24 protein-coding genes, 1 other RNA gene and 2 pseudogenes are annotated in these 24,228 nt (G+C 53.0%); 11 read left to right on the forward strand and 16 right to left on the reverse strand.

Annotation, left to right across the window (positions count from 1 at the left end):
• The first annotated feature begins 1 nt into the window (after nucleotide 1).
• Nucleotides 2–1,549, forward strand: a complete 1,548-nt coding sequence (locus MMW58_RS06730) for an MFS transporter (RefSeq protein ID WP_241722967.1) — start codon at nucleotides 2–4, stop codon at nucleotides 1,547–1,549.
• 64 nt (nucleotides 1,550–1,613) lie between these two features.
• Nucleotides 1,614–3,077: a mannitol dehydrogenase family protein gene (locus tag MMW58_RS06735; protein WP_241722968.1), complete on the forward strand. Its 1,464-nt coding sequence runs from the start codon at nucleotides 1,614–1,616 to the stop codon at nucleotides 3,075–3,077.
• Nucleotides 3,078–3,238: 161 nt separating this feature from the next.
• On the opposite strand, the pseudogene MMW58_RS06740 reads toward MMW58_RS06735, so the two are convergent.
• The 8 genes and pseudogenes from MMW58_RS06740 to MMW58_RS06775 form a co-directional block, all read right to left on the reverse strand.
• Nucleotides 3,239–3,331, reverse strand: a pseudogene (locus tag MMW58_RS06740) (DUF932 domain-containing protein); the annotation flags it as partial.
• A 243-nt stretch (nucleotides 3,332–3,574) separates the two neighbouring features.
• Nucleotides 3,575–3,670: pseudogene (locus MMW58_RS06745) on the reverse strand (integrase arm-type DNA-binding domain-containing protein); the annotation flags it as partial.
• Between the two features lie 523 nt (nucleotides 3,671–4,193).
• Nucleotides 4,194–4,994 carry a hypothetical protein gene (locus MMW58_RS06750; protein ID WP_064150707.1) on the reverse strand — a complete coding sequence of 267 codons (801 nt, stop codon included), beginning with the start codon at nucleotides 4,992–4,994 and terminating at the stop codon, nucleotides 4,194–4,196.
• 199 nt (nucleotides 4,995–5,193) lie between these two features.
• Nucleotides 5,194–7,527 (reverse strand): primase-helicase zinc-binding domain-containing protein, encoded by a 2,334-nt coding sequence (locus MMW58_RS06755; RefSeq protein ID WP_241722969.1) that lies wholly within the window; start codon nucleotides 7,525–7,527, stop codon nucleotides 5,194–5,196.
• Between the two features lie 11 nt (nucleotides 7,528–7,538).
• The gene (locus MMW58_RS06760) at nucleotides 7,539–7,859 is read right to left on the reverse strand and encodes a DUF5375 domain-containing protein (protein ID WP_004185276.1); all 321 of its coding nucleotides are present in this window, start codon (nucleotides 7,857–7,859) and stop codon (nucleotides 7,539–7,541) included.
• Complete coding sequence (locus tag MMW58_RS06765; RefSeq protein WP_004098168.1) at nucleotides 7,856–8,083, reverse strand: hypothetical protein; 228 nt, start codon at nucleotides 8,081–8,083, stop codon at nucleotides 7,856–7,858. Before MMW58_RS06765 ends, MMW58_RS06760 begins: the two co-directional genes overlap by 4 nt.
• Nucleotides 8,080–8,628 (reverse strand): host cell division inhibitor Icd-like protein, encoded by a 549-nt coding sequence (locus MMW58_RS06770; protein WP_241722970.1) that lies wholly within the window; start codon nucleotides 8,626–8,628, stop codon nucleotides 8,080–8,082. The genes MMW58_RS06765 and MMW58_RS06770 overlap by 4 nt, the downstream gene beginning before the upstream one ends.
• The gene (locus tag MMW58_RS06775) at nucleotides 8,625–8,891 is read right to left on the reverse strand and encodes a helix-turn-helix transcriptional regulator (protein ID WP_064143418.1); all 267 of its coding nucleotides are present in this window, start codon (nucleotides 8,889–8,891) and stop codon (nucleotides 8,625–8,627) included. Before MMW58_RS06775 ends, MMW58_RS06770 begins: the two co-directional genes overlap by 4 nt.
• A gap of 550 nt (nucleotides 8,892–9,441) precedes the next feature.
• Between MMW58_RS06775 and MMW58_RS06780 the strand changes: the two genes are divergently transcribed.
• From MMW58_RS06780 to MMW58_RS06800, 5 genes are all read left to right on the forward strand, one after another.
• Nucleotides 9,442–10,179, forward strand: coding sequence for a hypothetical protein (locus tag MMW58_RS06780; RefSeq protein ID WP_064143419.1), 738 nt, complete (start codon nucleotides 9,442–9,444; stop codon nucleotides 10,177–10,179).
• The gene (locus MMW58_RS06785; RefSeq protein ID WP_241722971.1) at nucleotides 10,176–10,421 is read left to right on the forward strand and encodes an ogr/Delta-like zinc finger family protein; all 246 of its coding nucleotides are present in this window, start codon (nucleotides 10,176–10,178) and stop codon (nucleotides 10,419–10,421) included. Before MMW58_RS06780 ends, MMW58_RS06785 begins: the two co-directional genes overlap by 4 nt.
• A gap of 17 nt (nucleotides 10,422–10,438) precedes the next feature.
• Entirely contained in the window at nucleotides 10,439–11,005 is a 567-nt protein-coding gene (locus MMW58_RS06790) for a phage polarity suppression protein (protein ID WP_241722972.1), read from the forward strand.
• Nucleotides 11,006–11,263: 258 nt separating this feature from the next.
• Nucleotides 11,264–12,451: a DUF262 domain-containing protein gene (locus tag MMW58_RS06795; RefSeq protein WP_241722973.1), complete on the forward strand. Its 1,188-nt coding sequence runs from the start codon at nucleotides 11,264–11,266 to the stop codon at nucleotides 12,449–12,451.
• 10 nt (nucleotides 12,452–12,461) lie between these two features.
• Nucleotides 12,462–12,995, forward strand: a complete 534-nt coding sequence (locus MMW58_RS06800; RefSeq protein ID WP_080177293.1) for a HEPN domain-containing protein — start codon at nucleotides 12,462–12,464, stop codon at nucleotides 12,993–12,995.
• Nucleotides 12,996–13,020: 25 nt separating this feature from the next.
• Here the strand turns inward: MMW58_RS06800 and MMW58_RS06805 are convergent, their stop codons facing one another.
• The 3 genes from MMW58_RS06805 to smpB form a co-directional block, all read right to left on the reverse strand.
• A complete protein-coding gene (locus tag MMW58_RS06805; protein WP_127719206.1) occupies nucleotides 13,021–14,217 on the reverse strand; it encodes an integrase domain-containing protein in 1,197 nt (398 codons plus the stop codon).
• A gap of 184 nt (nucleotides 14,218–14,401) precedes the next feature.
• Nucleotides 14,402–14,765: a transfer-messenger RNA gene (gene ssrA, locus MMW58_RS06810) on the reverse strand.
• A 143-nt stretch (nucleotides 14,766–14,908) separates the two neighbouring features.
• Entirely contained in the window at nucleotides 14,909–15,391 is a 483-nt protein-coding gene (smpB, locus tag MMW58_RS06815; protein ID WP_045855711.1) for an SsrA-binding protein SmpB, read from the reverse strand.
• A gap of 153 nt (nucleotides 15,392–15,544) precedes the next feature.
• On the opposite strand from smpB, the gene MMW58_RS06820 reads away from it, so the two are divergent.
• Together MMW58_RS06820 and MMW58_RS06825 are read left to right on the forward strand one after the other, a co-directional pair.
• Nucleotides 15,545–15,982: a type II toxin-antitoxin system RatA family toxin gene (locus tag MMW58_RS06820; protein WP_041146800.1), complete on the forward strand. Its 438-nt coding sequence runs from the start codon at nucleotides 15,545–15,547 to the stop codon at nucleotides 15,980–15,982.
• Nucleotides 15,972–16,265: an RnfH family protein gene (locus MMW58_RS06825; RefSeq protein WP_045855709.1), complete on the forward strand. Its 294-nt coding sequence runs from the start codon at nucleotides 15,972–15,974 to the stop codon at nucleotides 16,263–16,265. The genes MMW58_RS06820 and MMW58_RS06825 overlap by 11 nt, the downstream gene beginning before the upstream one ends.
• Before the next feature lie 80 nt (nucleotides 16,266–16,345).
• Here MMW58_RS06825 and bamE read toward each other — a convergent pair whose 3' ends face one another.
• The 3 genes from bamE to nadK form a co-directional block, all read right to left on the reverse strand.
• Nucleotides 16,346–16,687: an outer membrane protein assembly factor BamE gene (bamE, locus tag MMW58_RS06830; RefSeq protein ID WP_041146798.1), complete on the reverse strand. Its 342-nt coding sequence runs from the start codon at nucleotides 16,685–16,687 to the stop codon at nucleotides 16,346–16,348.
• Nucleotides 16,688–16,834: 147 nt separating this feature from the next.
• Entirely contained in the window at nucleotides 16,835–18,496 is a 1,662-nt protein-coding gene (gene recN, locus MMW58_RS06835) for a DNA repair protein RecN (RefSeq protein WP_241722974.1), read from the reverse strand.
• A gap of 86 nt (nucleotides 18,497–18,582) precedes the next feature.
• Nucleotides 18,583–19,461 carry an NAD(+) kinase gene (nadK, locus tag MMW58_RS06840; RefSeq protein ID WP_041146796.1) on the reverse strand — a complete coding sequence of 293 codons (879 nt, stop codon included), beginning with the start codon at nucleotides 19,459–19,461 and terminating at the stop codon, nucleotides 18,583–18,585.
• 123 nt (nucleotides 19,462–19,584) lie between these two features.
• Between nadK and grpE the strand changes: the two genes are divergently transcribed.
• Nucleotides 19,585–20,175: a nucleotide exchange factor GrpE gene (grpE, locus tag MMW58_RS06845; protein WP_076948147.1), complete on the forward strand. Its 591-nt coding sequence runs from the start codon at nucleotides 19,585–19,587 to the stop codon at nucleotides 20,173–20,175.
• Between the two features lie 124 nt (nucleotides 20,176–20,299).
• Here the strand turns inward: grpE and MMW58_RS06850 are convergent, their stop codons facing one another.
• On the reverse strand, nucleotides 20,300–21,586 hold the full coding sequence (locus MMW58_RS06850; protein ID WP_159237987.1) for an HlyC/CorC family transporter: 1,287 nt from the start codon (nucleotides 21,584–21,586) through the stop codon (nucleotides 20,300–20,302).
• A gap of 156 nt (nucleotides 21,587–21,742) precedes the next feature.
• Complete coding sequence (locus MMW58_RS06855; RefSeq protein WP_133601454.1) at nucleotides 21,743–22,534, reverse strand: cytochrome C assembly family protein; 792 nt, start codon at nucleotides 22,532–22,534, stop codon at nucleotides 21,743–21,745.
• A 167-nt stretch (nucleotides 22,535–22,701) separates the two neighbouring features.
• Here MMW58_RS06855 and ffh point away from each other — a divergent pair, with 167 nt between their 5' ends.
• The gene (gene ffh, locus MMW58_RS06860; protein WP_041146792.1) at nucleotides 22,702–24,066 is read left to right on the forward strand and encodes a signal recognition particle protein; all 1,365 of its coding nucleotides are present in this window, start codon (nucleotides 22,702–22,704) and stop codon (nucleotides 24,064–24,066) included.
• The last annotated feature ends 162 nt before the right edge of the window (nucleotides 24,067–24,228 follow it).

Consider the following 24,228-nt stretch of genomic DNA (forward strand, 5'->3'; position numbering starts at 1 on the left):
CATGTCGCTTAAAAAGAGAAAAGTCACCATTCCTGTCAGTATCGGCTACGGTCTGACAGATATTATGGGTGGCGGAGCCTTTACCGTTATCGGTGCATGGCTGCTTTTTTACTACACCACATTTGTGGGTCTGTCACCGATTGAAGCCGCTTCAATCGTCGCTATCGCCCGTATTGTCGATGCTATCGTCAGCCTGTTTATGGGCAGCTTTACGGATCATTTCTATAAAAATAAACTGGGTAAGAAATTTGGTCGTCGCCGCTTCTTCCTGTTGATCGGTGCACCGCTGATGCTGGTTTACATCATGCTGTGGCTGAACGGGATGAATTTTTGGTTCTATCTTGCGGTTTATCTGGCCTTTGAGGTTATCGCCGCAATGGTACTGATCCCGTGGGAAACGCTGCCTTCCGAGATGACCAAAGACTTCAACGAGCGAACTAAACTGTCCACCTGCCGCATGTTCCTGTCGGCGTCCGGAACGTTCCTTGCGACCTTTATTCCGGGCCTGTTGATTGGCTGGCTGGGCGAAAACAATGCCGATGCTTATCTGATCAACGGTGTGGTGTTTGCCGTGATGTTCACCGTCTGCGTATTTATCTCCTGGAAAGTGACCTGGGAACGTGAGCTAACGCCGGAAATGCTGGCGGAGATTGAGCAAGAGCCACAGGTAAAAACTACCGCTGAGAAACTGGCCGCCTTTGGCAATCTGTTTAAGGAGTATGCCTCAACGCTGAAGGTTCGCGCGTTCCGTAAACACCTGGCAATCTATCTTTTCTCCTTTACCGCCAAGGACGTTTACAACACCGTTTTCGTATTTTTCTGCGTCTACTGCCTGAATGTTTCCTCCTCACTGGCGGGTACGCTGCTGTCGATGAGTATTGTCGGGCTGCCGGTCACACTGGCGGCAGGGATGGCGATCATTAAATACGGCCCGTCCCGTCTTTATGTCTTCGCTTACACTCTGATGATGCTGTGTCTCGGCGGGTTCTTCCTGGTCTATCAGTTCCCGACAGACAATAAGGTGATGCTGCTGGTGATCCTCGCCGGGATCTATCAGGTAGGTCGCTGCGTCCTGGAGTTTACCCCGTGGAACGTATTCCCGTTTATCCCGGATATCGACGAAATGATTACGCGTCAGCGTCGCGAAGGGCTGTTTGCTGCGGTAATGACCTTCTCTCGTAAGACAACGGTCGCGATTGCTACCTTTGCGGTGGGCCTGCTTCTGCAAAGTGGCGGTTTCGTGAAAGGGAGCCAGGTTCAGCCGCAGGAAGCCATCGACACCATCGCCATGCTGCTATTCGTGGGCACTGCCGCGCTGCTGATGATCGCCCTGTGGCAGGCGCTGACCTTCCATCTGAACAAGCGCACGCACAAGATTTTTGTCGATGAAATTGAGCGCCTCAAAGCAAATGGCCATAAGCAAAATGTGACGCCAGAGGCCCGACATGTGGTGGAAGATCTTACCGGTTATTCCTATGACGAACTGTGGAATCCGGCACCGGCTCAGCACGTAAAGTCGAATAACCCAGGCTCCGTGTTAAACGAATAACCCTCATCGGCAGCAGATCGTAATCCGCCTGCTGTCGACCCTCTTTTTATTTAGCGAGTAGAACATGCAAAATACGCTTTTAACGGCAAACGCCACCGTTCCAGCCTGGGATCGCGACAAACTGGTTTCGCGTATCGTTCATCTGGGATTTGGCGCTTTTCATCGCGCACATCAGGCGGTTTACGCCGATATTCTGGCTGCGGAACATGGCAGTGACTGGGGCTACACCGAAGTTAATCTGATTGGTGGCGAGCAGCAGATTGCCGATCTGAATAACCAGCATCATCTCTTCACGGTTGCAGAAATGTCGGCAGACGCCTGGACTGCCCGCGTGGTTGGCGTGGTTAAACGTGCGCTTCATGCGCAGGTGGACGGTCTGGAGACGGTGCTGGCAGCCATGTGCGAGCCGCAGGTAGCCATTGTCTCAATGACGATCACCGAAAAAGGCTATTGTCATTCGCCCGCTACGGGTCAGTTAATGCTGGATCACCCGTTTATTAGCGCCGATCTGCAAAACCCGCATCAGCCAAAATCCGCACCGGGTGTCATTGTGGAAGCCCTGGCGCGCCGTAAAGCGGCCGGTCTGCCACCCTTTACCGTCATGTCCTGCGACAATATGCCGGAAAACGGGCACGTCACACGTAACGTTATTGGTACTTATGCCCGCGCGCTTGATGCGGAGCTGGCGGCCTGGATTGAACAAAACGTGACATTCCCTTCCACGATGGTAGATCGTATCGTACCGGCCATTACCCCGGATACGCTGGACAAGATTGAACAGATCACCGGCGTGCGCGATCCGGCAGGCGTAGCCTGTGAACCTTTCCGCCAGTGGGTAATTGAAGATAACTTTGTGGCAGGCCGCCCGGAGTGGGAAAAAGCAGGCGCCGAATTGGTTTCCGACGTGCTTCCATTTGAAGAGATGAAGCTGCGCATGCTGAACGGTAGCCACTCTTTCCTGGCGTACCTGGGCTATCTGGCGGGCTATCAGCACATCAATGAATGCATGGATGATGAGAACTTCCGCCTTGCCGCACACGCGCTGATGTTGAACGAGCAGGCTCCAACGCTGAACGTTAAAGGCGTCGATTTGACACGCTATGCTGATCTGCTGATTGAGCGCTACAGCAACACGGGGCTGCGTCACCGTACCTGGCAGATCGCGATGGATGGTAGCCAGAAACTTCCGCAGCGTATGCTGGATTCCGTTCGCTGGCACCTGGCGCACCACAGTCGTTTCGATCTGCTGGCGATGGGCATTGCGGGCTGGATGCGCTATGTCGGCGGCGTAGATGAACGAGGAAACAGTATTGACGTTAGCGACCCACTGCTTCCTGTGCTTAGAGAGGCGGTATCCCGCAGTGAGCAAGGCGAAGCTCGCGTGAAAGCACTCCTTGGCATTGAGGCTATTTTTGGCAAAGAATTGCCGCATGTAGCAGAGTTTGTCGGGCAAATCACCCAGGCCTATTTATCGTTACTGGAAAACGGGGCGAAAAACACAGTCGCTCAATGCATAGTTACTAAATAATATCATGCAGATACAGGCCTGCGGTTTCGCGCTGGTTTGATCAGGAGGAGGAGGCCGATGCCTCCTCTTTTTTTGCCAGACGTACTGAGTGCCGATGAGTTTTTATGATTACCCATACAAATATCTACAGGTAATTTTTGAACCATATTTGACTAGTTTAATACACTGGGTACATGGGTCATCAGCTCTTCGTTTGTCAGTGGACGGTCGCGGCGAATTTGGTTAATCCGCCCGCAGGGGCTGGCTAATTTTATTATGAATACTCCTTTGTGGTTTACGGCATAAATGCAGACAGGCCGCAATTCCGGTAAGAAGTGCGGCCTGTCTGCATGGATGTGTTAATTGTTAGGGTAAGAGAAAAATGTTCCGTCGTTGAAGGGCGTAGCATCTAACTCATGGTACGCAAGACATTAGACCTTGAACGCCAGAAGCGGCGTTCAAGGTCTAATGGCTGATTTCTTGGCAAATTACTACCTGGCTATTTGCATCTCTGAGGCTGTCACTCCGTCATCATCATACTGCTGGTAATCGGTATCTTTAGGTTTGGCGGCTTTGATTTCCGTATCGGTTAACGGCTTGGTTTTTCTTGCCATGGGGGTCTCCATGCGTTAAGCCCAACGAAAATAATAGAGCTTTTCGTTAGGCCTATCAATGGGCCTAAAAGGTTCGGATTTAATTAGCTCTCTTCGGACTTTGCGGGACAAATTGAGGGCACAAAAAAGCCCGCAGGGCTTGCGCCGTGCGGGCTCTTAGGACTTCATCGGATGACTCTGGTAATCACCGATGGAGAATTTTGGTGGGCTGGCGGAGTCTGAATAATTCACGTAACTATATGTTATTAGTTGGCTTTAACCAATTCAGCTTTCTTTGGTATACCTAAGCGTATACCAATGGCGATTTGTTGCAGCGCTTCCTGTGATTAAGAGAACCTGTTTTTGGATAGATCACATCAAGAAAAAACTTTTTTTTAGAAAAACTGTTCACACTGTTCACTGTGCATTTTTATTTATAAAATTCATGATATTACGTGGTGAATGGTTGGTGAACAGTGAACACTTTACTGTTCATTTTACTGGCTCACAGAGGATTACCATACGAATCCTTAAGGACTTGCGGTCATTTTCGCCATTCTCTTGTTCCACTAATGTTAGACATCACATCGTCGAAGTTGAATCTTGGATCTGTATCTGGATTAAATTGGCCATTTTTACTTTCATAAATGAAATTTTGACAATCACAATTGCTGTCACTTTCGCCGCAGTCCATGCATTCAGCATTACAGTAATCTATCATCCTATCAATGGCATCCCAGGGTTCATAATCGTAGTCGAAATGTCCATAACCACTACTGCCATAAATTCTTCCATTTATGAAGTCGTCAATGTCACTAATATTTCTTAACTGGCAGTTGAAAATATTTGATATAGGTCTAAGGACTACCCTCGCATAATCAAATTTGTATAGTGGCATTTCAAAGAAAACCTTACCATTATCAGCTTTAAGACTGTGAAAAGATAAATCTCCATATTTTTCTATAAGTCCCTTATATCTTTTTTTATCCAGTTCAACATGCTTGAATGAGTTGTTAATCGCATCCAAAAGAGAAAACTTATTGCTAATGTGCTTACTCCCATCCACTTCATATCGTTCATCGAAGCTTTTAATAAAATTAGCTCTGGTTATTTCAGTTTTCTTATTTGCAATAAATAACATGTAATCAACAACATGGGCCAAGATTGCGTTAAATGAAAATACATGATGTAGCTTCAGTGTATTGTTGTTTAGTATTGTGAAAAACTCTTCAGATGCTGGGGTTAAAACATCATCCAAATAAGAAAGGAGATAACTTGCATCTTTTTCATCGGAGCTGCCTGTGTATAGTCCCGTTGCGTTTCCTTGATGATTGAGATTTATCATTAATAACCGCCAGTAAGTTCTATTAATCTGGGAAAATTAACCGTGATAAATGAAGTATAGCGACTTCCTTCATTGCTATGCAATCATATGATTGTTTCATTACATTGAATCAATTCTCACTCAGAGCTGTATCTTAAATTGTGCATAATGTCTGGACTGAGAGTGCAAAAAAAGACCGGCGATTGCCGGTCAGAGTAGGTTATTTCGCTATGGGTTCATCACATTTCGGCAGCCAGTCGGCGTTGCTTTCCTCTCTTAGCGCGAGATTGGTTTGTATGCCCTGATTTTTTCGGCGCTTCTCATAACTCAGCCCGTACTCTTTCAACATGGCTGGCAGCCCCTTACCGAACATGGTGAGGCTGAGTGTATTCCTGTAGCCGTGGGCTTCCATATACGCCAGATAGGCATGATACAGATACAGGCGCGGCTGACGGGGAATGATGTTGGCATTGCCAATATACATCCCCTCAGGCTCCGGCAGGGCTTCCAGATAGCCGCAAAAATCAAACGTCGGGTCAGCATCGCGCTTGATGCTGAGAGCCTCGTCGGAGTTCTGCTGCGACTGGAGCAGAGCGCGGGCGCTCATCGGGTCGCTGAACTGCTGCATTAACTGGCGGACAATCACGGCCAGCTCGCGGGCGATTTTATCCCTGAGCTGCGGGTCGCGCTCCTCCGGGGCTATCTGCTCCGGGAAGTGGATAATCACCCGGCGGCGTGACACGCCGCCGCTGCGGTCGGTGAAGCGCATCGGGTTATTGTTCACGGCCAGAATCACCGCCGGAATGTGCGTCGAGTAGGGATTCTGGTATTTCGGGTCAACGGAGACCGCATCGCCGCCGGTAATGGCCTTAAGTCCGGCACCGTCACCGCTCCATTTCTCCTGGTCTGGCAGACGAATAAGTGAGAAGCCTATCAGGGAGGCACGCTTGCGCGGGTCTTCCAGCGTGTCGATGTCCGCTGACGTGGCGTTATCCTCTCCGGCCAGCATCGTGGCGATTTCGGCGAGAATACTTTTCCCGCTGCCGCCCGGCCCGGTGACTTCGAGAAAGAGCTGCCAGTCATAGCGGTTCGCCAGCACCATAAACAGCGCGGCCAGAATCACGTTACGTTTTGTCGGGTTGCCACTGGCCGCCCGGTCGAGCCAGCGCCAGAAGTTAGGCGCATGGGTTTCCAGCGTTTCGCCCTCCACCGGCGGTGTAAAATCCACGTCGCACAGGGTGCGCAGCCAGTGCGATTTGCTGTGCGGGCTGAACAGGCCGCTTTGGGTATCGAGTACCCCGTTGCGAAAACCAATCAGACGGCGTGCCGGTGCCTCCTGCTGGGGAATAATCAGTTTCAGGGTTTCCACCACCGACGCAATTCTCCCCGATGAGAACGGGGCGCGCAGGCGCTGGAACAGCCCGGCCACATCGCGGGCAAAATCAGACGGCGTTATCACCTTCCAGATGCCGTTTTCATACCGGGACAGAAGCTGGCCGTTGGCATCCACGGCCAGCGCTTCGCCGTAATGCTCATGCACCCGCACCGCCTTATCACTGGCGCCCATGGCGGTAAATTCCGCCTCGCTCATGGTGTCGAAGGGGCTTTGTGCCGCTGGCCGGATGACGGCATAAATGGCTTTCCTTGTGGCGTCCTCCCCCTTCAGCATCATCGCATCATTCCAGTCACCAAATACCGGCGGCAGGGCGACAATGCCCTCACAGGCCTGAGCGGCTGCGGTGGCTTTGTTCTGGCCGGTGCCGTTCAGGTCACGGTCAGCGGCGAGGATAATCTGACAGGCCGGGTGCTTGCTGCGGGCCAGGCTCGCCAGAGAAAGAAGGTTCACGGACGACAGCGCCACCATGACGGTTTCGCCGGTCAGGTGATGCACGGTAAGGGCGGTCGCATAACCCTCCGCTATCCACAGGCGTTTCCCGGCCTGTTTCTGCCCGTCGATGAGATGGCATGCCCCTTTGACCTGCCCGCCCTTCAGGGTGCGCTTGAGCCCCTCAGCATTAATAAGCTGGAGGTTAACCAGCGCGCCAGTCCCGTCATACAGCGGCACCACCACATCACCGGCGCGGTAGGCCACGCCGCCGGTTTTGTGCGACGTGGTCAGCGTCAGACACTCACGACCGGCAAAGCCCTTGCGGGTCAGGTAGGCGTTGCCGGTGGCCGGGCGCGTTTTCTCCAGCAGTCTGACGGCCAGCGCGGCCGCTGCTTTACGGTCGGCCTCCGTTCCGGCGTCTGCGGCTGCAATCACCTCCGGGGCCACCGGCGGCAGATTCCCGGTGACGGCGTTCACCTTCCCGGCAGCCTCGGATGCCGATATGCCGAACACCTTCTCAACCAGTTTCAGGCCGTCACCGGCGCCGCACTGGTTACAGAACCATGTGCCGCGCCCCTCTTTATCGTCAAAGCGGAACCGGTCAGCGCCGCCACACACCGGGCAGGCCTGATGGCGGTTTTTTATCACCTTCATTCCCAGCGCCGGGAGAATGCGCGGCCAGTGGCCGCACGCCTGTTTTACGGTGTCCGTTACGTTCATTTTCATGGTTTTCTCCCTCAGTGCAGTACAGGCGATGTGATATGGCGGGCGCAGAGCTCATCCATCACGGCGAGCCCGAGGAAGGACAGCGACGGGGCGGCTTTCAGCGGCCCGGCCTGCATCAAATCTTCCAGTAATGCACAGGCAATCAGACGGCCTTTTTCCTCGCCGTGCTGGCGCAGGTAGAACCCCTCCAGCTCGGCAGCGATGGCGCTTTCCAGCGCGTCGAGGGTGAGGTGAGGATAGCGGTGCTGACGTTCGCACAGGGTCAGCCAGGCACAGGCCACGGCGCGGCGATACAGGGCGGCACGCAATACGGGCGGCAGAGGCGTTTTCATACGTTGCCCTCCCCGGTGAACCAGCGGTGATTACAGCGCTCGACCACGCCGTCGAGCTGGGCGGTCATCAGGTAAATCACGGAGGTGAGCTGTAACTGCTGAGTCGGGTCACGACGCAGCGAGGTGCAGTCCTGCACCTGCATCAGCTCGCCGACGAACTGGCCGACATTACGCAGGTGCTCCAGGCATTCGAGGTCTTTGACGGTGATAGCGGGCTGTTTCATGCGCGCACCTCCGCCACCGGCAGACGACCGGCAAACGAGAGGACGTAATCGCGGACGAGGGAAAGGCGTGCGGCGTGTTCATCCCCGGCGACGGCGCGGAGCATACAGATACGGGGTTGACGGTCTGCGCGGCGAACGGCGGCAAACACAAAGACAAACTGCGGGTGTGACGGGGTGAGGGTCGTAGCCATAGGGGCAACCTCCTTGAAGTAGCGGTTATCGCCACCACCGGAGTTCTCACGCTCGGGTGGTAGCCCAGACGGGGGTGAGAAACCGGCCTTCAAGGGAACCGGCCAGCCCGAAGGCTGCCCCGCCTGAGCCACCATTACGCAGATACAGCAACGGCTTAAGAACCGATGCGTAAACAACAGGTGCACATAGGCATAGACACAAAAAAAGACGCATGGCGCGTCTGGTGTCGCCTTGAAGTAACTCGGGTTCTCACGCCCGGCTGCCGATTTTGCGACAGCGGCAAAACTATACCTGGAAACGGCGAAGGGAAGCAAGCCAGAAAAAGGGGCTTTTTGCAGAACGGGCATCATCATGCGTCATAGCCCCGGTTGCGTTCGGCGATACGGTCTGCCATCCACCCGGTGATTTCCGACTGCGCCCACGCCACGTTTTTTCCGCCAAGCGAGATTTGTTTCGGGAAAGCCTCCCGGCTGATGAGGTCGTAAATCGTGGAGCGGGACAGCCCGCACAGATGCATCACTTCGGGCAGACGAATAAAGCGTTCCTGAACGGTGTCAGAGACCGGCATCAGCGGCGCGGCAAGGGCAGAAGACGGGGAAGAAAAAGCGGTGTGCATCGGGCTACCTCATAAAGTCCATACAGTGCCGGTCGTGTCCGTCCGGCCTCGGGTAGCTCTCTATTTTGTGAATATTTTCCCCGAGGGCAACAAGTCATTTTGCAGCGAAATACCACACAACAAACTGTTAACAAGCAAATGGCAAACAGTGGCAATCCCTGACAATCGTTGGCAATCCCTGATAATTCTTTGGCAAACCGATGATTACTTTTATCTATATAAATTTATTTTTTAATCTCTAAAAAATCTAAGCAAGCAGAGCATCGTAAAAACAGAAAGGTGAACAGTGGTGAACAGTGGGTGAACAGTCAATCCCTCAACTGTTCACCCTTTATCTTACTGTATTACTTATATTTTATCTTATGGTGAACAGTGGTGAATAGTTAATAGTAAAAAAACAAACGGTGAGTAGGCTTTTCCTGAGACCTTTCTCTGGCAAGCCGGGTTTTAAAGTCCTGTTTGTGCCAGAACTGCCACAACTGTAACAGGTCGTGTTGTTGTGTGTGCCCCGGCAGAATCACCTCAAGTTGAAACCACGAGGAAATCTGCCATGACCGACACCCCCTTTATTCCTGATTACCTGAAACCGGCGCTGGAGCGACTGGCCGCAGCCAGAACGGCACATCTTGAACAGGCCCGCCGGATGGAGGACACCCTGACGGCCATTACCCGCGCGGAGGAGCAGAAAGCAGAGCTGGAGCAGGACAACGGCAGCGACACCCGCACATGGCGCGCCGCTTTCCGTGCCGGGGGTGCCATGCTGACCGATGAGCTGAAAAGCGGCCATATCGAACGCGTGGCCCGCCGGGAGCTGGCGCAGGAATGTGACAATCTGACCGAAGTGCTGGCCTTTGAGCGTGACCAGTTAAAAGTCGCCTGCAACAGCACCGCGCGTGCATTCCGCCAGGCGCATCATGCTGTACTGTCTGAATATGCGAAGGAAGAACTCGACCGCGCGCTGAATGACACCCTCGGGCCACTGGTCCGGGCGATGGTGCTGAAAGCGGATGTGATGGCAAACCCGCTCGCCAACACCATCGGCCATCAGGGGTACATCGAGCCGGAGAAAGAGGTCATGCATCAGGTGGTGACCTTCCTGACCAGGAAAGTGAGCGCCTTCTCCGTCACGCCAGCCGATGAGCCGGTGCTCTCCCTGACCGGCTTCCCGGCCGTCGCGCTTGCGCATATGGACCACGACGCCGCCAGCACGCCCGGCGAGCGTAAGGTCTGGCAGGAGAAAATGCGTCAGCGCGAGGCTGACCTGAAAGCGCGGGGGTTGCTGCCATGATGCACTGTCCGTTCTGCAAAAAGTCGGCGCATGCCCGCACCTCCCGCTATCTGTCGGAGAACGTCAAACAGCGCTATCACCAGTGCACCAATATTGAGTGCTCGGCGACGTTCCGCACCACTGAAGCCATCGACGAGGTTATCCGGCCCCAGGCGGAGAAAACGCCGCCTGTCGCGGAGCCGGTCACACCCCCGGCACCCCGTAAAGTGCAGGGCTGCTACAGCTCGCCATACCGTCATTAATCAGGGGAGAACTGACCATGACCACCCTTACGCTACAGCAGGCCTTTGAAGCCTGTCAGAAGAACGAAACCGACTGGCTGAACCGTAAAGCCGAACTCGTGACCGCAGAGCAGGAATACCGCGAGCAGGTGCTGGCCGGGGATGAGCGTATACCGGGCAGAATGCAGACACTGCGCGACATTATCGATGTCAAAAAATGGGAGATAAATCAGGCCGCCGGGCGCTATATCCGCTCCCATGAAGCGGTACAGCGCATCAGTATCCGCAACCGGCTGAATGACTTTATGCAGGCGCACGGGACAGAGCTCGCCGCCACGCTTGCCCCGGAGCTGATGGGACTCAGTCAGCAGCCCGCACTCCTGACCGGCCATGCGCTCGACCGTTCGGCACATTACCTGCGCAAAGCGCTGTCCGTGTGGCTGAGTACCGGTGAAGAAATTAATTATGCCGCAGAAGACAGCGATATTTTAACGGCCATCGGATTCAGGCCTGACGCGGCTTCGCGGGTGGATAATCAGGAAAAATACACCCCCGCACAGAGTCTGATTTATGCCCGCCGGCGCGCGGAACTGGCCAGTAAGTAGCCCCCGCAAAAATCCCCGAAAATACCGCTATTTTCCCGAATTAAGCCATGCATCCACAGGGTGCATGGTTTTGCATGCGCTTTCCCGTCCCGTCACTCCCTTCGCAGCCCTGTCCCGGCGCGGCCTGAGCCCCCCGATGCACCTGCATGAAAACCGACCCACGAAGCGGGCAGGCGTGGCGGGGAGAGCATTGCGCGCTCATGATTGTTTAATGTAAGCTATAAATTCCTTAACAAAAAAGATATTACGAGGCTATAAATGTCCACTGAGTATGGCGAAATTGCGAATGATGAAACTTGGTTTGATGATTATGCAGATGAGTTGGATCAATTCCAAATTTCAGAATATGATATAACTTCTACTCCCAATGATTTTAATGTAATGACATTGCATAGTTTTATTGAATCTGGTGCGGTAAAAATACCAGGTTTTCAAAGGAACTTTGTATGGGACATGGCCCGGTCATCTAAATTGATTGAATCCCTTATTTTAGGGTTGCCGGTTCCTCAGCTATTTTTATATGAGCAAGCAAGGAATAGTTTTTTAGTTATTGATGGGCAGCAAAGGCTCATGTCTATTTATTATTTCATTAAAAAACGTTTTCCTAAGAAAGAGATGAGGGTTCAGCTAAGAGAGATTTTTGATAAGGAGGGGCAAATACCTGAAGAGATTCTTCATGATGACACCTATTTCCAAAACTTCAATTTAAAATTACAAGAGAAGGTGCCTGGGGTTAAAAATATATTTAAAGGGCTGAATTATTCAACTCTTGGTGAATATAAAACGCAGTTTGATCTTCGTCCGCTTCGGAATATAATTGTGAAGCAAAATACTCCAGATGGAGATGATTCATCTATGTATGAAATCTTCAATAGATTGAATACTGGGGGGATTAACTTAAGGCCACAGGAAATCAGAACGAGCATGTATCATTCTGATTTTTACGCAATGCTTTATAAGATTAATATTCATCCTGGGACAAGACGGATTCTTGCTACTACTGAACCTGACTTACATGTAAAAGATGTAGAGATTATTCTCCGCGGATTTGCAATGTTGATTGATTTCGATAACTATATTCCTTCCATGGTTAAGTTTTTAAATCAGTTTTCTAAAAAGAGTAAGACAAATACTAAAGAAAAAAATGAATATTTGCAGGATTTATATTTGAGTTTTATTGATAGCTGTTCTGAACTTCCTGATGATGCGTTTGTTAATAAAAGCAATAAAAGGTTTAATATTGCTCTCTATGAGGCAGTGTTTACCGCTGCATGTGAGCCTTCATTTTTAAAACATGAGTTGATTCGTGGAAAAATACAATGTGAAAGTATTGAGCTAATTAAGTCGAATTCGGATTTTACAGCAGCAGCTAACGAGGGTACGACAAAGGTTGCCAATGTTGAGCTAAGAATTTCTATCGCTAAGCGTGATTTAGTTATTGTATAAGAGAGTCGCAATGTCAACGAACATAGTAGAAAGACTACATGCAGAGTTTGGCGAGCTAACCCGTATACTAAGTGAGTCAGGGGAGATATCGCTGCTAAACGTAGCTGAGGATAATTTCAGAAAATCATTATTATTAGCTGCAGCTAGTTACTTCGAAAAAAGAATGACCGAAAATGTGTTGCAATTTGCGTATGAAATAGCTGGTGAAAATCATATTCTCGCAGCGCTCATACAGCAAAAAGCAATAAATAGACAATATCATACATGGTTTAACTGGGAGCAGACGTCCGCAAACTCCTTTTTTTCATTGTTTGGTGGTTCTTTTTCTACGATCGCCAAAGAAGAGGTACGTAGAAACTCTACATTGGAAGTATCTATACGTGCTTTTTTATCGTTAGGTTCAGAAAGGAATAGACTTGTCCATCAGGACTATGGAAATTTCACCTTAGAGAAAACCACTGAGGAAATATTTTCACTTTTCAATAATTCATTGTTTTTTGTTAATTGGATTCCGCAATTTTTACGTGATAACTGCAGATGTTGAATATTAAAAGCAAGGCCATTTAAGATCAGGCCTTGCTTTTGACTATATATTCCCCCCACCAGTTCATTAGGTTTATTCTCTGGAATATATAATTTGAGCGGTTATAAGCTCTGCGCACTTCGTTTTTATCAGCATGTGCTAATGCTGACTCGATAACGTCCGCATTCATTCCAGCTTCATTCATTGCAGTACTTGCGATAGAGCGGAGGCCATGAGCAACTAATTTCCCACCATAACCAATACGCTTAAGTGCGGCATTAGCAGTCTGACTATTCATTGGCTGTTTCGGGTTATTTCTGCTGGGAAAAACATGTTCACGGTGAGCGCTGATTGGTTTCATCACTTCCAGAATATCTAACGCTTGAGGAGATAGTGGGACTATGTGCTCACGCTTAGCTTTCATCCGTTCGGCAGGAATTGTCCAGAGCTTTGCATCAAGATCGATCTCTGCCCACCGGGTACTGGAAGCCTCAGAAGGACGCACAAGCGTCAGGAGTTGCCATTCAATTAAACAGCGAGTCGAAACAGAAAGATTCGACATCACCAGAGAACGCATGAGTTTTGGCAATTCTTCTGGCCGTAGTGTCGGCATGTTTTGCTTTTTAGGCTTCTCAAAGGCCATTCCAATACCTGATGCTGGATTTGCATCAATCAGGCCAGTGTTTACGGCATAAATCATTATCTCGTTAATGCGCTGTACCAGTCGACGTACAGTCTCAAGCGCCCCACGAGCTTTGATTGGCTCAAGAGCTTCAACTAGTGTCCGGGCTTTGATTTGCTGAACTGGGATCTCACCGATGGTAGGGAATACATCTTTTTCCAGTGAGCGCCAAATGTCTTTTGCGTACTCAGGGGTAACGCTTTTGCTTTTGAGCTGGAACCAGTTAGCGGCGACCGTTGAAAAAATACTGTCTAGTGCGATTTGCTGCTGTTCCTCTGCAACTTCAGCTTGAATTTGCGGGTCGATTCCGTTGGCTAATAAGGCAAGGTAATCCGCTCTTAAACCTCGGGCATCAGCAAGCGAAAGGGCAGGGAAGGCACCAAGCCCCATCATTGTTCGCTGCTTTGTTGCCGGACGTTGATAACGGAAACGCCAGAGCTTTTTCCCGCTGGTTTTTACGATCAGGAAAAGCCCATCGCCATCATGCAGCGTTAGATCCTTCTCTAACGCCTTAGCGCGCAGAACTTCGGTGTTGGTCAGGGGGCGTGTTGTCCGTGCCACTGTGGCCGCTCCTTCATGAATTGGTATACGCTTTTAGGTATACATCCTACCGTATACCTAAACGTATACCAATAATCATCGGATTTAGCCGGATGTTCTCGGACAACGACAGACACAAAAAAGCCCGCAGGGCTTGTGCCATGCGGGCTTTCTGTACTTCACCGGACGTATCCGGATCATTATTTGGTGGAGCTGGCGGGAGTTGAACCCGCGTCCGAAATTCCTACATCCTCGGCACTACATGCTTAGTCAGTCTTTACATTCGCCTGGCACCTGCGGACAGACACGCCACTACCAGACTAGCCTGATTAGTTTTAACGCTTCAACCCCAGGCAGGGTATTCACGCGATCTCTTTTGGGTTTGACCTCTCTTTGATCCCCGTCTTAAGAGCGGAAGCTAGGGAGAGAGGGCTCAGAGCAGGTTATTAAGCTGCTAAAGCGTAGTTTTCGTCGTTTGCGACTATTTTTTTGCGGCTTTTTACGAGGCCAACCGCCCCTCGGCATGCACCTTGGGTTTCGCGAATCCCGTCGAATCCAGAATCAGCCCCAATGTGTTAGGACAAGTATAGCAGATTTATGAACAGGCTTACCAGCCCCCGTGCGGTGGTTTATGGCGCCAGGTTGGGCAAAAAAGCAGCATCAACAACGATATAGCACAAGGGCCAGCTTAGCTGGCCCTTAGAGGAGGAGATTAGCGTCCGGCGTGTTTCATAATGCGCGCTTTATCGACCGCCCATTCGCGGTCTTTCAGATCGGTACGCTTGTCGTGCTGTTTCTTACCTTTCGCTACGCCGATTTTGACTTTGCACCAGGCGTTTTTCCAGTACAGCGACAGGGCAACGACGGTATAACCTTCCCGGTTAATACGACCGTACAGCGCATCGAGCTCGCGCTGATTCAGCAGCAGCTTACGGGTGCGCGTCGGGTCGCAGACGTAGTGGGTCGAAGCCACGGCCATTGGCGTAAAGTTGGCACCAAACAGATAGGCTTCGCCGTCCTTCAGGATCACGTAGCTATCGCCGATGTTGGCTTTGCCGGCGCGCAGAGATTTGACTTCCCACCCTTGCAGGGCAAGACCCGCCTCGTATTCATCTTCGATAAAGTATTCATGACGGGCGCGTTTATTCAGCGCAATGGTGGCTGATCCAGGTTTGTGTGCTTTTTTCTTAGTCATAGTGTCCTGAAGTCATCGCTTATCTTATACATAGTTACCTCAATCCATCCTGCGAGGTGTAACGCGTTATCTTAGCACGAGTTGTGGCACAGCGTTTTTTTTAGCAGCAGATAAATGATATTATTTGCGCCGTGTTTAAATGTGGAACTTGCTATGCCTCAGATTAGCCGTACCGCGCTGGTGCCGTTCAGCGTGGAGCAGATGTATCAACTCGTAAACGATGTGAAGTCCTACCCTGATTTTTTGCCAGGCTGCACCGGTAGCCGCGTGCTGGAGTCCGGACCGACGCAGATGATGGCGGCGGTTGATGTGTCCAAGGCAGGGATTAGCAAGACTTTCACAACGCGAAATACGCTAACCAGCAACCAGAGCATCCTGATGAGTCTGGTCGATGGCCCGTTTAAATCGCTTATTGGCGGCTGGCGGTTTATTCCGCTGAGCCCGGAGGCGTGCAAAATCGAATTCCACCTCGATTTTGAGTTCACCAATAAGCTGATTGAAATGGCGTTTGGCCGCATCTTTAAAGAGCTGGCGCTCAATATGGTGCAGGCGTTTACCACCCGGGCGAAAGAGGTTTATCGTGTCGGCTAAAATCGTCGTTGAAGTCGCCTATGCCTTGCCGGAAAAGCAGTATTTGCAAAGCGTAAAGCTGGAGGAGGGGGCGACCGTCGAACAGGCGATTATTGCCAGCGGGCTTCTGGCGCTACGCGACGATATCGACCTTGCGAAAAACAAGCTGGGAATTTATAGCCGCCCGGCTAAGCTGCACGATGAGGTTCATGATGGCGATCGGGTGGAGATTTACCGGCCGCTGATTGCAGACCCGAAAGAGCTGCGGCGCCAGCGGGCAGAAAAAAAGAACGACGAGAAGTAGTGTCGGTTGGCATAAAAAAAGCGCTCAATGAGCGCTTTTTGCGTTTCCGGAGCGGTATGACTACTGCCGCGGTCCGCGCATTAGTCTTTGGTCAGAGCCGGTTTGTTATCAATGTTGGTTAACACACCGCTGCTGTTAAAGGTCAGAGTGAGGGTCTGCTGGGTAATTTTTTCATGCCCAGGCTGCTGACGGAAAACGTAGAACCAGGTGTTAGTGCCAAACGGATCCGACATCATTGGGGTACCCAGAGCATAAGCAACCTGCTGTTGCGTCATGCCGACACGAATTTTTGCTACATCGTTAGGTGCCAGATAGTTACCCTGGTTGATGTCAGGACGGTAAACCACTCGTTCCAGAGTGGAACAGCCTGCGGTCAACATAAGAAGAACCGCTGCGGCAGCAGTCAGCGTTTTACAGCGCATAGTGATTTTATTCCTTTTCGGGCCCGAGCAGTACGTGGCTCATCTGTAATATGCCGATAATAATAGACCTTTGCCCAGTTGGAAACCTTCGACTGCAGGTCTTGCGGCAATTTGCTGTTCACTATGACTCTGCGGAAATCAAAAAGTTTACGCCGCGAGCAACTCTTTCGCGTTCGCCAGCGTGTTGCGCGTGACTTCGCTCCCGCCCAGCAGGCGAGCCAGCTCCTGCAGACGCGCGCGTTTATCCAGCGGATGCATGTGAGTTTCGGTCATCTCACCGTCGGTCTCTTTGCAGACGATAAAGTGATGGTGACCGCAGCCAGCCACCTGCGGCAGGTGGGTGACGCACATTACCTGAGTCGATTCTCCCAGCTGGCGCAGCAGCTTGCCGACCACGGCGGCCGTTGGGCCGCTGATGCCGACATCAACCTCATCGAAAATCAGCGCCGGCGTTTCCATCTTCCGTGCGGTAATGACCTGAATCGCCAGCGCAATACGGGATAGCTCGCCGCCGGAGGCGACTTTAGCGATAGGCTGCAGCGGCTGGCCGGGGTTGGTGGTCACGCGAAACTCGATGCGATCCGCGCCTTCGGCGGTCAGATGACGCTCATCAAAGGCGATATCGATAGCAAAGACCCCGTGAGGCATGGAAAGTGAGTGCATACTTTCAGTGATCAGTCGGGTCAGCTCATCGGCGCTGCGCTGACGCGCGGCGTGCAGCTGGCGGGCCGTTTCCAGCGCCAGCTGGTGATGCTCAACCACCGTCTGGCTGAGCGACTCCAGAGAGCCCGCGCTGTCGTCCAGCAGGCGCTGCTCTTCTAACAGCGCCTGATAGAACGCAGGCAGTTCTTCCGGCGTAATTTGATGCTTGCGCGCGAGGGAAATCTGCCGCGAGATGCGCTGCTCCAGTTCGAACAGGCGGTTCGGGTCGAGATCCAGGCGGTCGTTGTAATGGCGCAGCTCGTCGGTTGCCTCGCTAAGCTGAATTGAGGCTTCCTCCAGCATATCCAGCACGCTTGAGAGCTTGTCGTCCATGCCGACCAGCCCGCCCACCAGCTGCTTAGCGGCGTAGAGCTGGCTCTGCAGGTTCGCCTCTTCGCCGTCCGCCATCACCGTCAGCGCATGCTGGCAGGTGCTCAGCAGCTGGCCGCTGTTGGCAAGGCGCCTGTACTCTTCGTCGATTTGTTCGAATTCACCCTGCTGAGGGCAGAACTCGTTCAGCTCTTTTAGCTGATACTGCAGCAGGTCGGCGCGGGCGGCGCGTTCCTGGCTCTGCTGCTGATGCTGCGCCAGCTCGCGGCAGCTCTGGTGCCACTGGCGATAATGCCCGGCCATGAGCTGAGTAAGCGCGTACTCACCGGTATAACCATCGAGCAGCGTTTTTTGATGTTCTGGCTTGGTTAGCAGCTGGTGCGCGTGCTGGCCGTGGATCTGGATAAGCAGCTGGCCGAGCTCGCGAAGCTGGGAGAGAGGAACGGCGGTACCGTTAATGAAGCCGCGCGAGCGGCCGTCGGTGCTGATGACGCGGCGAAGTAAACACTCACGTCCGCTTTCCAGCTGGTTCTCTTCCAGCCAGCGCTGCGCTGCGGGCGTATCCTTTAGCGCGAAGCGAGCGCACAGGTCCGCGCGGCTGGCGCCTCTTCGCACCATGTCTGCTTCCGCTCTGCCGCCAAGGCACAGGCCAAGCGCATCGATGGCTATCGATTTCCCCGCACCGGTTTCCCCGGTGATGGCGGTCATGCCGCTGTGGAAATCGATCTCCAGTTCACGAACGATAGCAAAATTACTGATGGTGAGTTGCGCCAACATAGCTGCCTTCCTGTATGAAAAACCATTACTGTGTTTTCGTACAGTATAGACTGGTTTTTTATCCAGTAAAGAGGCAGCTTATAAAATCAGAATAATTTTTTCGACCAGCCGAGCTTGGTGCTCAATGTATTGAAATAGCTGTAATCTTTCGGGTGAATAAGATTCAGGTGGTAGTCGCAGCGGTGGATTAAGACATCTTCGCCGTCCTGAATCGGCAGGGCTATCTGGCTGTCGCAGCTGATCTCAAGGTCGCTGCAGCGCTGGGAGAAGCGCAGGCGAATGGTGCTGTCGCCGTTAATAACCAGCGGGCGGGCCGAAAGCGTATGCGGGAACATCGGCACCAGGGTGATGGCATCGAGTGAAGGCGTCAGAATAGGGCCACCGGCGGAGAGCGAATAGGCGGTGGAGCCCGTCGGGGTGGAGATAATCAGGCCGTCGGAGCGCTGGGAGAAGGCAAAAACCTCGTCGATATAGACCTCGAACTCGATCATGTGCGCGACCTTGCCCGGATGCAGAACCACTTCATTAATCGCCGTGCTAATGCGCTTCTGGCAATCCTGCTGGCAGACCTGGGCCTCCAGCAGAAAGCGTTTTTCGGCGATATAGTGGCCTTCAAGCACGTCGGCAAGCTGCTGCAGCGCGTTATCCGGGTCGAGGTCGGTCAGGAAACCAAGATTGCCGCGGTTGATGCCGATGACCTGAATATCGTACCGCGCCAGGGTGCGCGCGGCGCCGAGCATGTTGCCATCACCGCCAACGACGACCGCCAGATCCGCCTGCTGGCCAATTTCCGCCAGCGTTCCCGTTTTGACGTTGCTAAGCTGTAGCTCATGGGCGATCTGTTGTTCAACCAGAACTTCATAGCCTTTGCTGCACAGCCAGCGCCAGAGCATTTCATGTGTGGTCAGCGCGGTCGGGTGACGAGGGTGCCCCACAATGCCTATACACTTGAAATGGTTCTTCATGTTCTGGATGTCCTTGCGTTAAATGAATGATGACAATCTGACTGCTTCCCTTGAAACCCGGAAACTGATCCCCATAATAAGCGAAGTTAGCGAGATGAATGCGAAAAAAACGCGGAGAAATTCATGAGTAGTAAAGAACAGAAAACGCCTGACGGGCAAGCCCCGGAAGAAATTATCACGGAACAGCACGACAACGTTGAGGCGGTTGAGCCTGAGGTTTCTGCTGACCAGGTGGATCCGCGCGATGAAAAAATTGCGAATCTGGAAGCGCAGCTGGTTGAAGCCCAGACTCGTGAACGCGAAGGTGTCCTGCGCGTAAAAGCGGAAATGGAAAACCTGCGTCGTCGCACCGAGCTTGACGTGGAAAAGGCGCATAAATTCGCTCTGGAGAAGTTCGTTAACGAACTGCTGCCGGTGATCGATAGCCTGGACCGCGCGCTGGAAGTGGCCGATAAAGCTAATCCGGATATGGCTTCTATGGTTGAAGGTATTGAGCTGACGCTGAAATCGATGCTGGACGTTGTCCATAAATTCGGCGTGGAAGTGATTGCCGAGACCAACGTGCCGCTGGATCCTAACGTCCACCAGGCCATCGCGATGGTTGAGTCTGAAGACGTGGCGGCGGGCAACGTGCTGGGCGTGATGCAAAAAGGCTACACCCTGAACGGTCGTACTATTCGCGCAGCGATGGTGACCGTGGCGAAGGCGAAGTAATTCGCTGTAAAACGGCCGCCTGCGGGTGGCCGTTTTTTTATGCTTTATTTCCCTGAGCTGGCGCCGCTTTGGCGGCAAAAAAACGGCGAACCGAGGTTCACCGCTTCACTGAGTTAATGCCCGATTATTCCGCCGCGCTTTCACGAATAGGCTTCACCGGCATCACCTTCACCTGCTTAATCATATTGTCCTGAACGTCGAGAATATCGATATCGTACTGCTCGATGCGCACGCGGGTGCCGGGAACGGGGATCTCTTCCAGCGCTTCGAGAATAATGCCGTTAATCGTTCGGGCTTCGTCTTCCGGCAGGTGCCAGTTAAACGCCTTATTGATTTCGCGAACGTTGGCGCTGCCGTCAATAATCACCGAGCCGTCGTTGAGCGGGGTCACTTCCTCCGCCAGGGTGGGTGACATCGAGGTCGTAAAGTCGCCGACAATCTCTTCCAGAATATCTTCAACGGTCACCAGGCCCTGGATATCGCCATACTCATCGACTACCAGCCCCACCTTCTTCTTATTGCGCTGAAACTTCACCAGCTGCGTGCTCAGCGGCGTGCCTTCCGGCACGAAGTAAATCTCGTCCGCGGCGCGGAGCATCACCTCTTTGGTGAACTCCTTTTTCTCGGTCATCAGGCGGTAGGCCTCCCTGACGCGCAGCATGCTGATTGCGTCATCCAGCGAACCGCGGTAGAGCACAATGCGGCCGTGCGGCGAGTGGGTGAGCTGGCGGACGATAGACTTCCAGTCATCGTTAATATCGATGCCGATAATCTCATTACGCGGAACCATAATGTCGTCCACGCTGACCTTCTCGAGGTCCAGCACCGACAGCAGCATGTCTTGATTGCGGCGGGAGATTTGCGTGCGCGATTCATTCACGATGGTGCGCAGCTCGTCTTTGCTCAGCGCCCCGCTGATAATGATATCGGTCTTGATGCCCATCATTCGCATCAGAAGGCGGGTGATGGTGTTCAGCAGCCACACCAGCGGCATCATCAGCACCTGCAGCGGCGCCAGCAGGAAGCTGCTCGGATAGGCGACCTTCTCCGGATACAGCGCGGCGATAGTCTTGGGCAGGACCTCGGCAAAGACCAGCACCACGAAGGTCAGAACACCGGTGGCGATCGCCACCCCGGCATCGCCGTACAGGCGCATACCCACGATAGTCCCCAGCGCAGAGGCGAGGATATTAACCAGATTGTTGCCGATCAGCACCAGGCTGATTAGGCGATCGGGTTTGCGCAGCAGCTTTTCGACGCGCTTCGCCTGGCGGTTACCCTGTTTCGCCATATGACGCAGGCGGTAGCGGTTCAGCGTCATCATGCCGGTCTCAGAACCGGAGAAATAGGCTGAGATGATCACCATGATAATCAACGTCACGATTAGCGTGGTGGTAGAGATGTGTTCCAGGAGGGACTCCTTAAAGCCTGTCCCACCGGGCGATTACCGGCCCGAGCCGCCAGAGCCTGGAGCCTTCGCGTACTGAGGGTACGCGGGGGGTCGGCGCTAACGGCGTTCAGATGACCTGTTGTAATGCTGCCCGGTGGAGTTGCTCGTAGTCTGGATTTAGCTAATAAACTGCTGAAGGACGCGGCTGCCAAAATAAGCCAGCGTCAGTAGGCCTGCGCCGGTGACGTTAAACCAGACGACCCGGCGACCGCGCCAGCCTTCATGGTAGTGTCCCCATAGCAGGACGATATAAACGAACCACGCCACGATCGACAGCACGGCTTTATCAATGTTTTCCGTGCTGAACAGGTTATGCATGTAGAACAGCCCGGTGCACAGCGTCAGCGTCAGCAGCACCACGCCGACCTGGGTGATATGAAACATTTTACGCTCAATGCTCATCAGCGGCGGCATTTCGTGACTAAAAGCCAGCTTTTTGTTTTTCAGCTGGTAGTCAATCCAGGCCAGCTGCAGGGCATACAGGGCGGCAATGATCAGCGTCGCGTAAGAGAAGAGCGACAGGCCAATATGTACCAGCATGCCCGGGGTTGTTTCCAGGTGCGTGATGTATTCGTTTGGAACGAAGGTGGCGAAGGCCAGATTAATCAGCGCAAAAGCGTAGACGATGGGCAGCAGCAGCCAGCCTCGATTGCGCGACGCGACGATGGTCATCACCGTACAGATCATCAGGCTGACCAGCGAGCCGACGTTGAGCAAGCTGAGATTTTGCCCGCTATCGCCGCCGGGGAAAATGCGTGACTCCAGCGCAAAAGCATGACAAATCAGCGCAATAGTTGCTGAAAGTATCGCCATCCGCCGCCAGCTGCTGTTCTTTTGCAGTAGGCCGGGGACGATCAGCGCCAGGCTGACGGAATAGGCGACAAGCGCGAGTAGAGCAAAAACAGGCATATGGGCGTCGACTGTTGACTAAATAAGAAAGAGAAGCAGTATAGCGTTACGCGACGTCTGCTCCAACCGTTGCATCACATCCCGGTACATGTCGTGTTATACTGCCGCAAATTTGTATTTGTGGTGTCGCTGCGGCGACCGACAGTTTCCACCTCAGGCGAGAGACAATGTTTGATAATTTAACCGATCGTTTGTCGCGTTCGCTGCGCAACATCAGCGGCCGCGGACGCCTTACCGAAGACAACATTAAAGAAACCCTGCGCGAAGTGCGCATGGCGCTGCTCGAGGCGGACGTCGCGCTGCCCGTCGTGCGTGATTTCATCAGCCGCGTAAAAGAGAGCGCGGTGGGTCATGAAGTTAACAAAAGCCTGACGCCGGGCCAGGAATTCGTCAAGATCGTGCGCAACGAGCTGGTTGCGGCGATGGGCGAAGAGAACCAGGCGCTGGACTTAGCCGCTCAGCCGCCGGCCGTAGTGCTGATGGCGGGCCTGCAGGGCGCCGGTAAAACCACCAGCGTCGCGAAGCTGGGTAAATTCCTCCGTGAGAAGCACAAGAAGAAAGTGCTGGTTGTCTCCGCGGACGTTTATCGCCCGGCGGCGATTAAACAGCTGGAAACGCTGGCCGAGCAGGTGAGCGTTGATTTCTTCCCGTCCGACGTCGGCCAGAAGCCGATCGACATCGTAAACGCCGCGCTGAAAGAAGCGAAGCTGAAGTTCTACGACGTGCTGCTGGTGGATACCGCCGGTCGTCTGCACGTTGACGAAGCGATGATGGACGAAATCAAGCAGGTTCACGCTGCCCTTAACCCGGTAGAGACCCTGTTTGTCGTTGATGCGATGACCGGCCAGGATGCGGCGAACACGGCGAAAGCGTTTAATGAAGCGCTGCCGCTGACCGGCGTTGTGCTGACTAAAGTGGACGGCGACGCCCGCGGCGGTGCGGCCCTGTCGATTCGTCATATCACCGGTAAGCCGATTAAATTCCTCGGCGTCGGCGAAAAAACCGAAGCCCTGGAGCCGTTCCATCCGGATCGTATTGCCTCCCGTATCCTCGGCATGGGCGACGTGCTGTCGCTGATCGAAGATATCGAGAGCAAGGTTGACCGCGCGCAGGCCGAAAAGCTGGCCTCCAAGCTGAAGAAGGGCGATGGCTTTGACCTCACCGACTTCCTCGAGCAGCTGCGTCAGATGAAGAACATGGGCGGCATGGCCAGCCTGATGGGCAAGCTGCCGGGCATGGGGCAGATCCCGGACAACGTTAAGTCGCAGATGGACGATAAAGTGCTGGTGCGGATGGAAGCCATCATCAACTCGATGACGCTGAAAGAGCGCGCCAAGCCTGAGATCATCAAAGGTTCGCGCAAGCGCCGCATCGCCGCGGGCTGCGGGATGCAGGTGCAGGACGTTAACCGTCTGCTCAAGCAGTTCGACGATATGCAGCGCATGATGAAGAAGATGAAGTCGAAAGGCGGCATGATGAAGATGATGCGCGGCATGAAAGGCATGATGCCGCCGGGCTTCCCCGGTCGTTAATACGCGTCATCATTCAAGCCGCTGATGCGTTGGCTGCGTTCGCTCACCCCGGTCACGTACTTGTGTACGCTCCCGGGGATTTACTCGCTTGCCGCCTGCCTGCAACTCGAATTATTTAGCGTATTGCAGTTTTGAATTGATTTTTTCACAGAAATCAGTAAA

This window comes from Klebsiella sp. HC6 (genome assembly GCF_022605325.1).
GTDB lineage: Bacteria > Pseudomonadota > Gammaproteobacteria > Enterobacterales > Enterobacteriaceae > Klebsiella > Klebsiella terrigena.

Bases quoted from the DNA above. Each gene is read 5' to 3' on its own strand.
- grpE (WP_076948147.1), top strand. From the start codon at position 19,585: ATGAGTAGTAAAGAACAGAAAACGCCTGACGGGCAAGCCCCGGAAGAA.
- MMW58_RS06760 (WP_004185276.1), bottom strand. From the start codon at position 7,859: ATGAAAACGCCTCTGCCGCCCGTATTGCGTGCCGCCCTGTATCGCCGC.
- MMW58_RS06735 (WP_241722968.1), top strand. From the start codon at position 1,614: ATGCAAAATACGCTTTTAACGGCAAACGCCACCGTTCCAGCCTGGGAT.
- MMW58_RS06780 (WP_064143419.1), top strand. From the start codon at position 9,442: ATGACCGACACCCCCTTTATTCCTGATTACCTGAAACCGGCGCTGGAG.
- MMW58_RS06800 (WP_080177293.1), top strand. From the start codon at position 12,462: ATGTCAACGAACATAGTAGAAAGACTACATGCAGAGTTTGGCGAGCTA.
- MMW58_RS06785 (WP_241722971.1), top strand. From the start codon at position 10,176: ATGATGCACTGTCCGTTCTGCAAAAAGTCGGCGCATGCCCGCACCTCC.
- smpB (WP_045855711.1), bottom strand. From the start codon at position 15,391: ATGACTAAGAAAAAAGCACACAAACCTGGATCAGCCACCATTGCGCTG.
- MMW58_RS06750 (WP_064150707.1), bottom strand. From the start codon at position 4,994: ATGATAAATCTCAATCATCAAGGAAACGCAACGGGACTATACACAGGC.
- MMW58_RS06790 (WP_241722972.1), top strand. From the start codon at position 10,439: ATGACCACCCTTACGCTACAGCAGGCCTTTGAAGCCTGTCAGAAGAAC.
- MMW58_RS06730 (WP_241722967.1), top strand. From the start codon at position 2: ATGTCGCTTAAAAAGAGAAAAGTCACCATTCCTGTCAGTATCGGCTAC.
- MMW58_RS06820 (WP_041146800.1), top strand. From the start codon at position 15,545: ATGCCTCAGATTAGCCGTACCGCGCTGGTGCCGTTCAGCGTGGAGCAG.
- bamE (WP_041146798.1), bottom strand. From the start codon at position 16,687: ATGCGCTGTAAAACGCTGACTGCTGCCGCAGCGGTTCTTCTTATGTTG.
- MMW58_RS06775 (WP_064143418.1), bottom strand. From the start codon at position 8,891: ATGCACACCGCTTTTTCTTCCCCGTCTTCTGCCCTTGCCGCGCCGCTG.
- ffh (WP_041146792.1), top strand. From the start codon at position 22,702: ATGTTTGATAATTTAACCGATCGTTTGTCGCGTTCGCTGCGCAACATC.
- nadK (WP_041146796.1), bottom strand. From the start codon at position 19,461: ATGAAGAACCATTTCAAGTGTATAGGCATTGTGGGGCACCCTCGTCAC.
- recN (WP_241722974.1), bottom strand. From the start codon at position 18,496: ATGTTGGCGCAACTCACCATCAGTAATTTTGCTATCGTTCGTGAACTG.
- MMW58_RS06795 (WP_241722973.1), top strand. From the start codon at position 11,264: ATGTCCACTGAGTATGGCGAAATTGCGAATGATGAAACTTGGTTTGAT.
- MMW58_RS06765 (WP_004098168.1), bottom strand. From the start codon at position 8,083: ATGAAACAGCCCGCTATCACCGTCAAAGACCTCGAATGCCTGGAGCAC.
- MMW58_RS06755 (WP_241722969.1), bottom strand. From the start codon at position 7,527: ATGAAAATGAACGTAACGGACACCGTAAAACAGGCGTGCGGCCACTGG.
- MMW58_RS06770 (WP_241722970.1), bottom strand. From the start codon at position 8,628: ATGATGATGCCCGTTCTGCAAAAAGCCCCTTTTTCTGGCTTGCTTCCC.
- MMW58_RS06855 (WP_133601454.1), bottom strand. From the start codon at position 22,534: ATGCCTGTTTTTGCTCTACTCGCGCTTGTCGCCTATTCCGTCAGCCTG.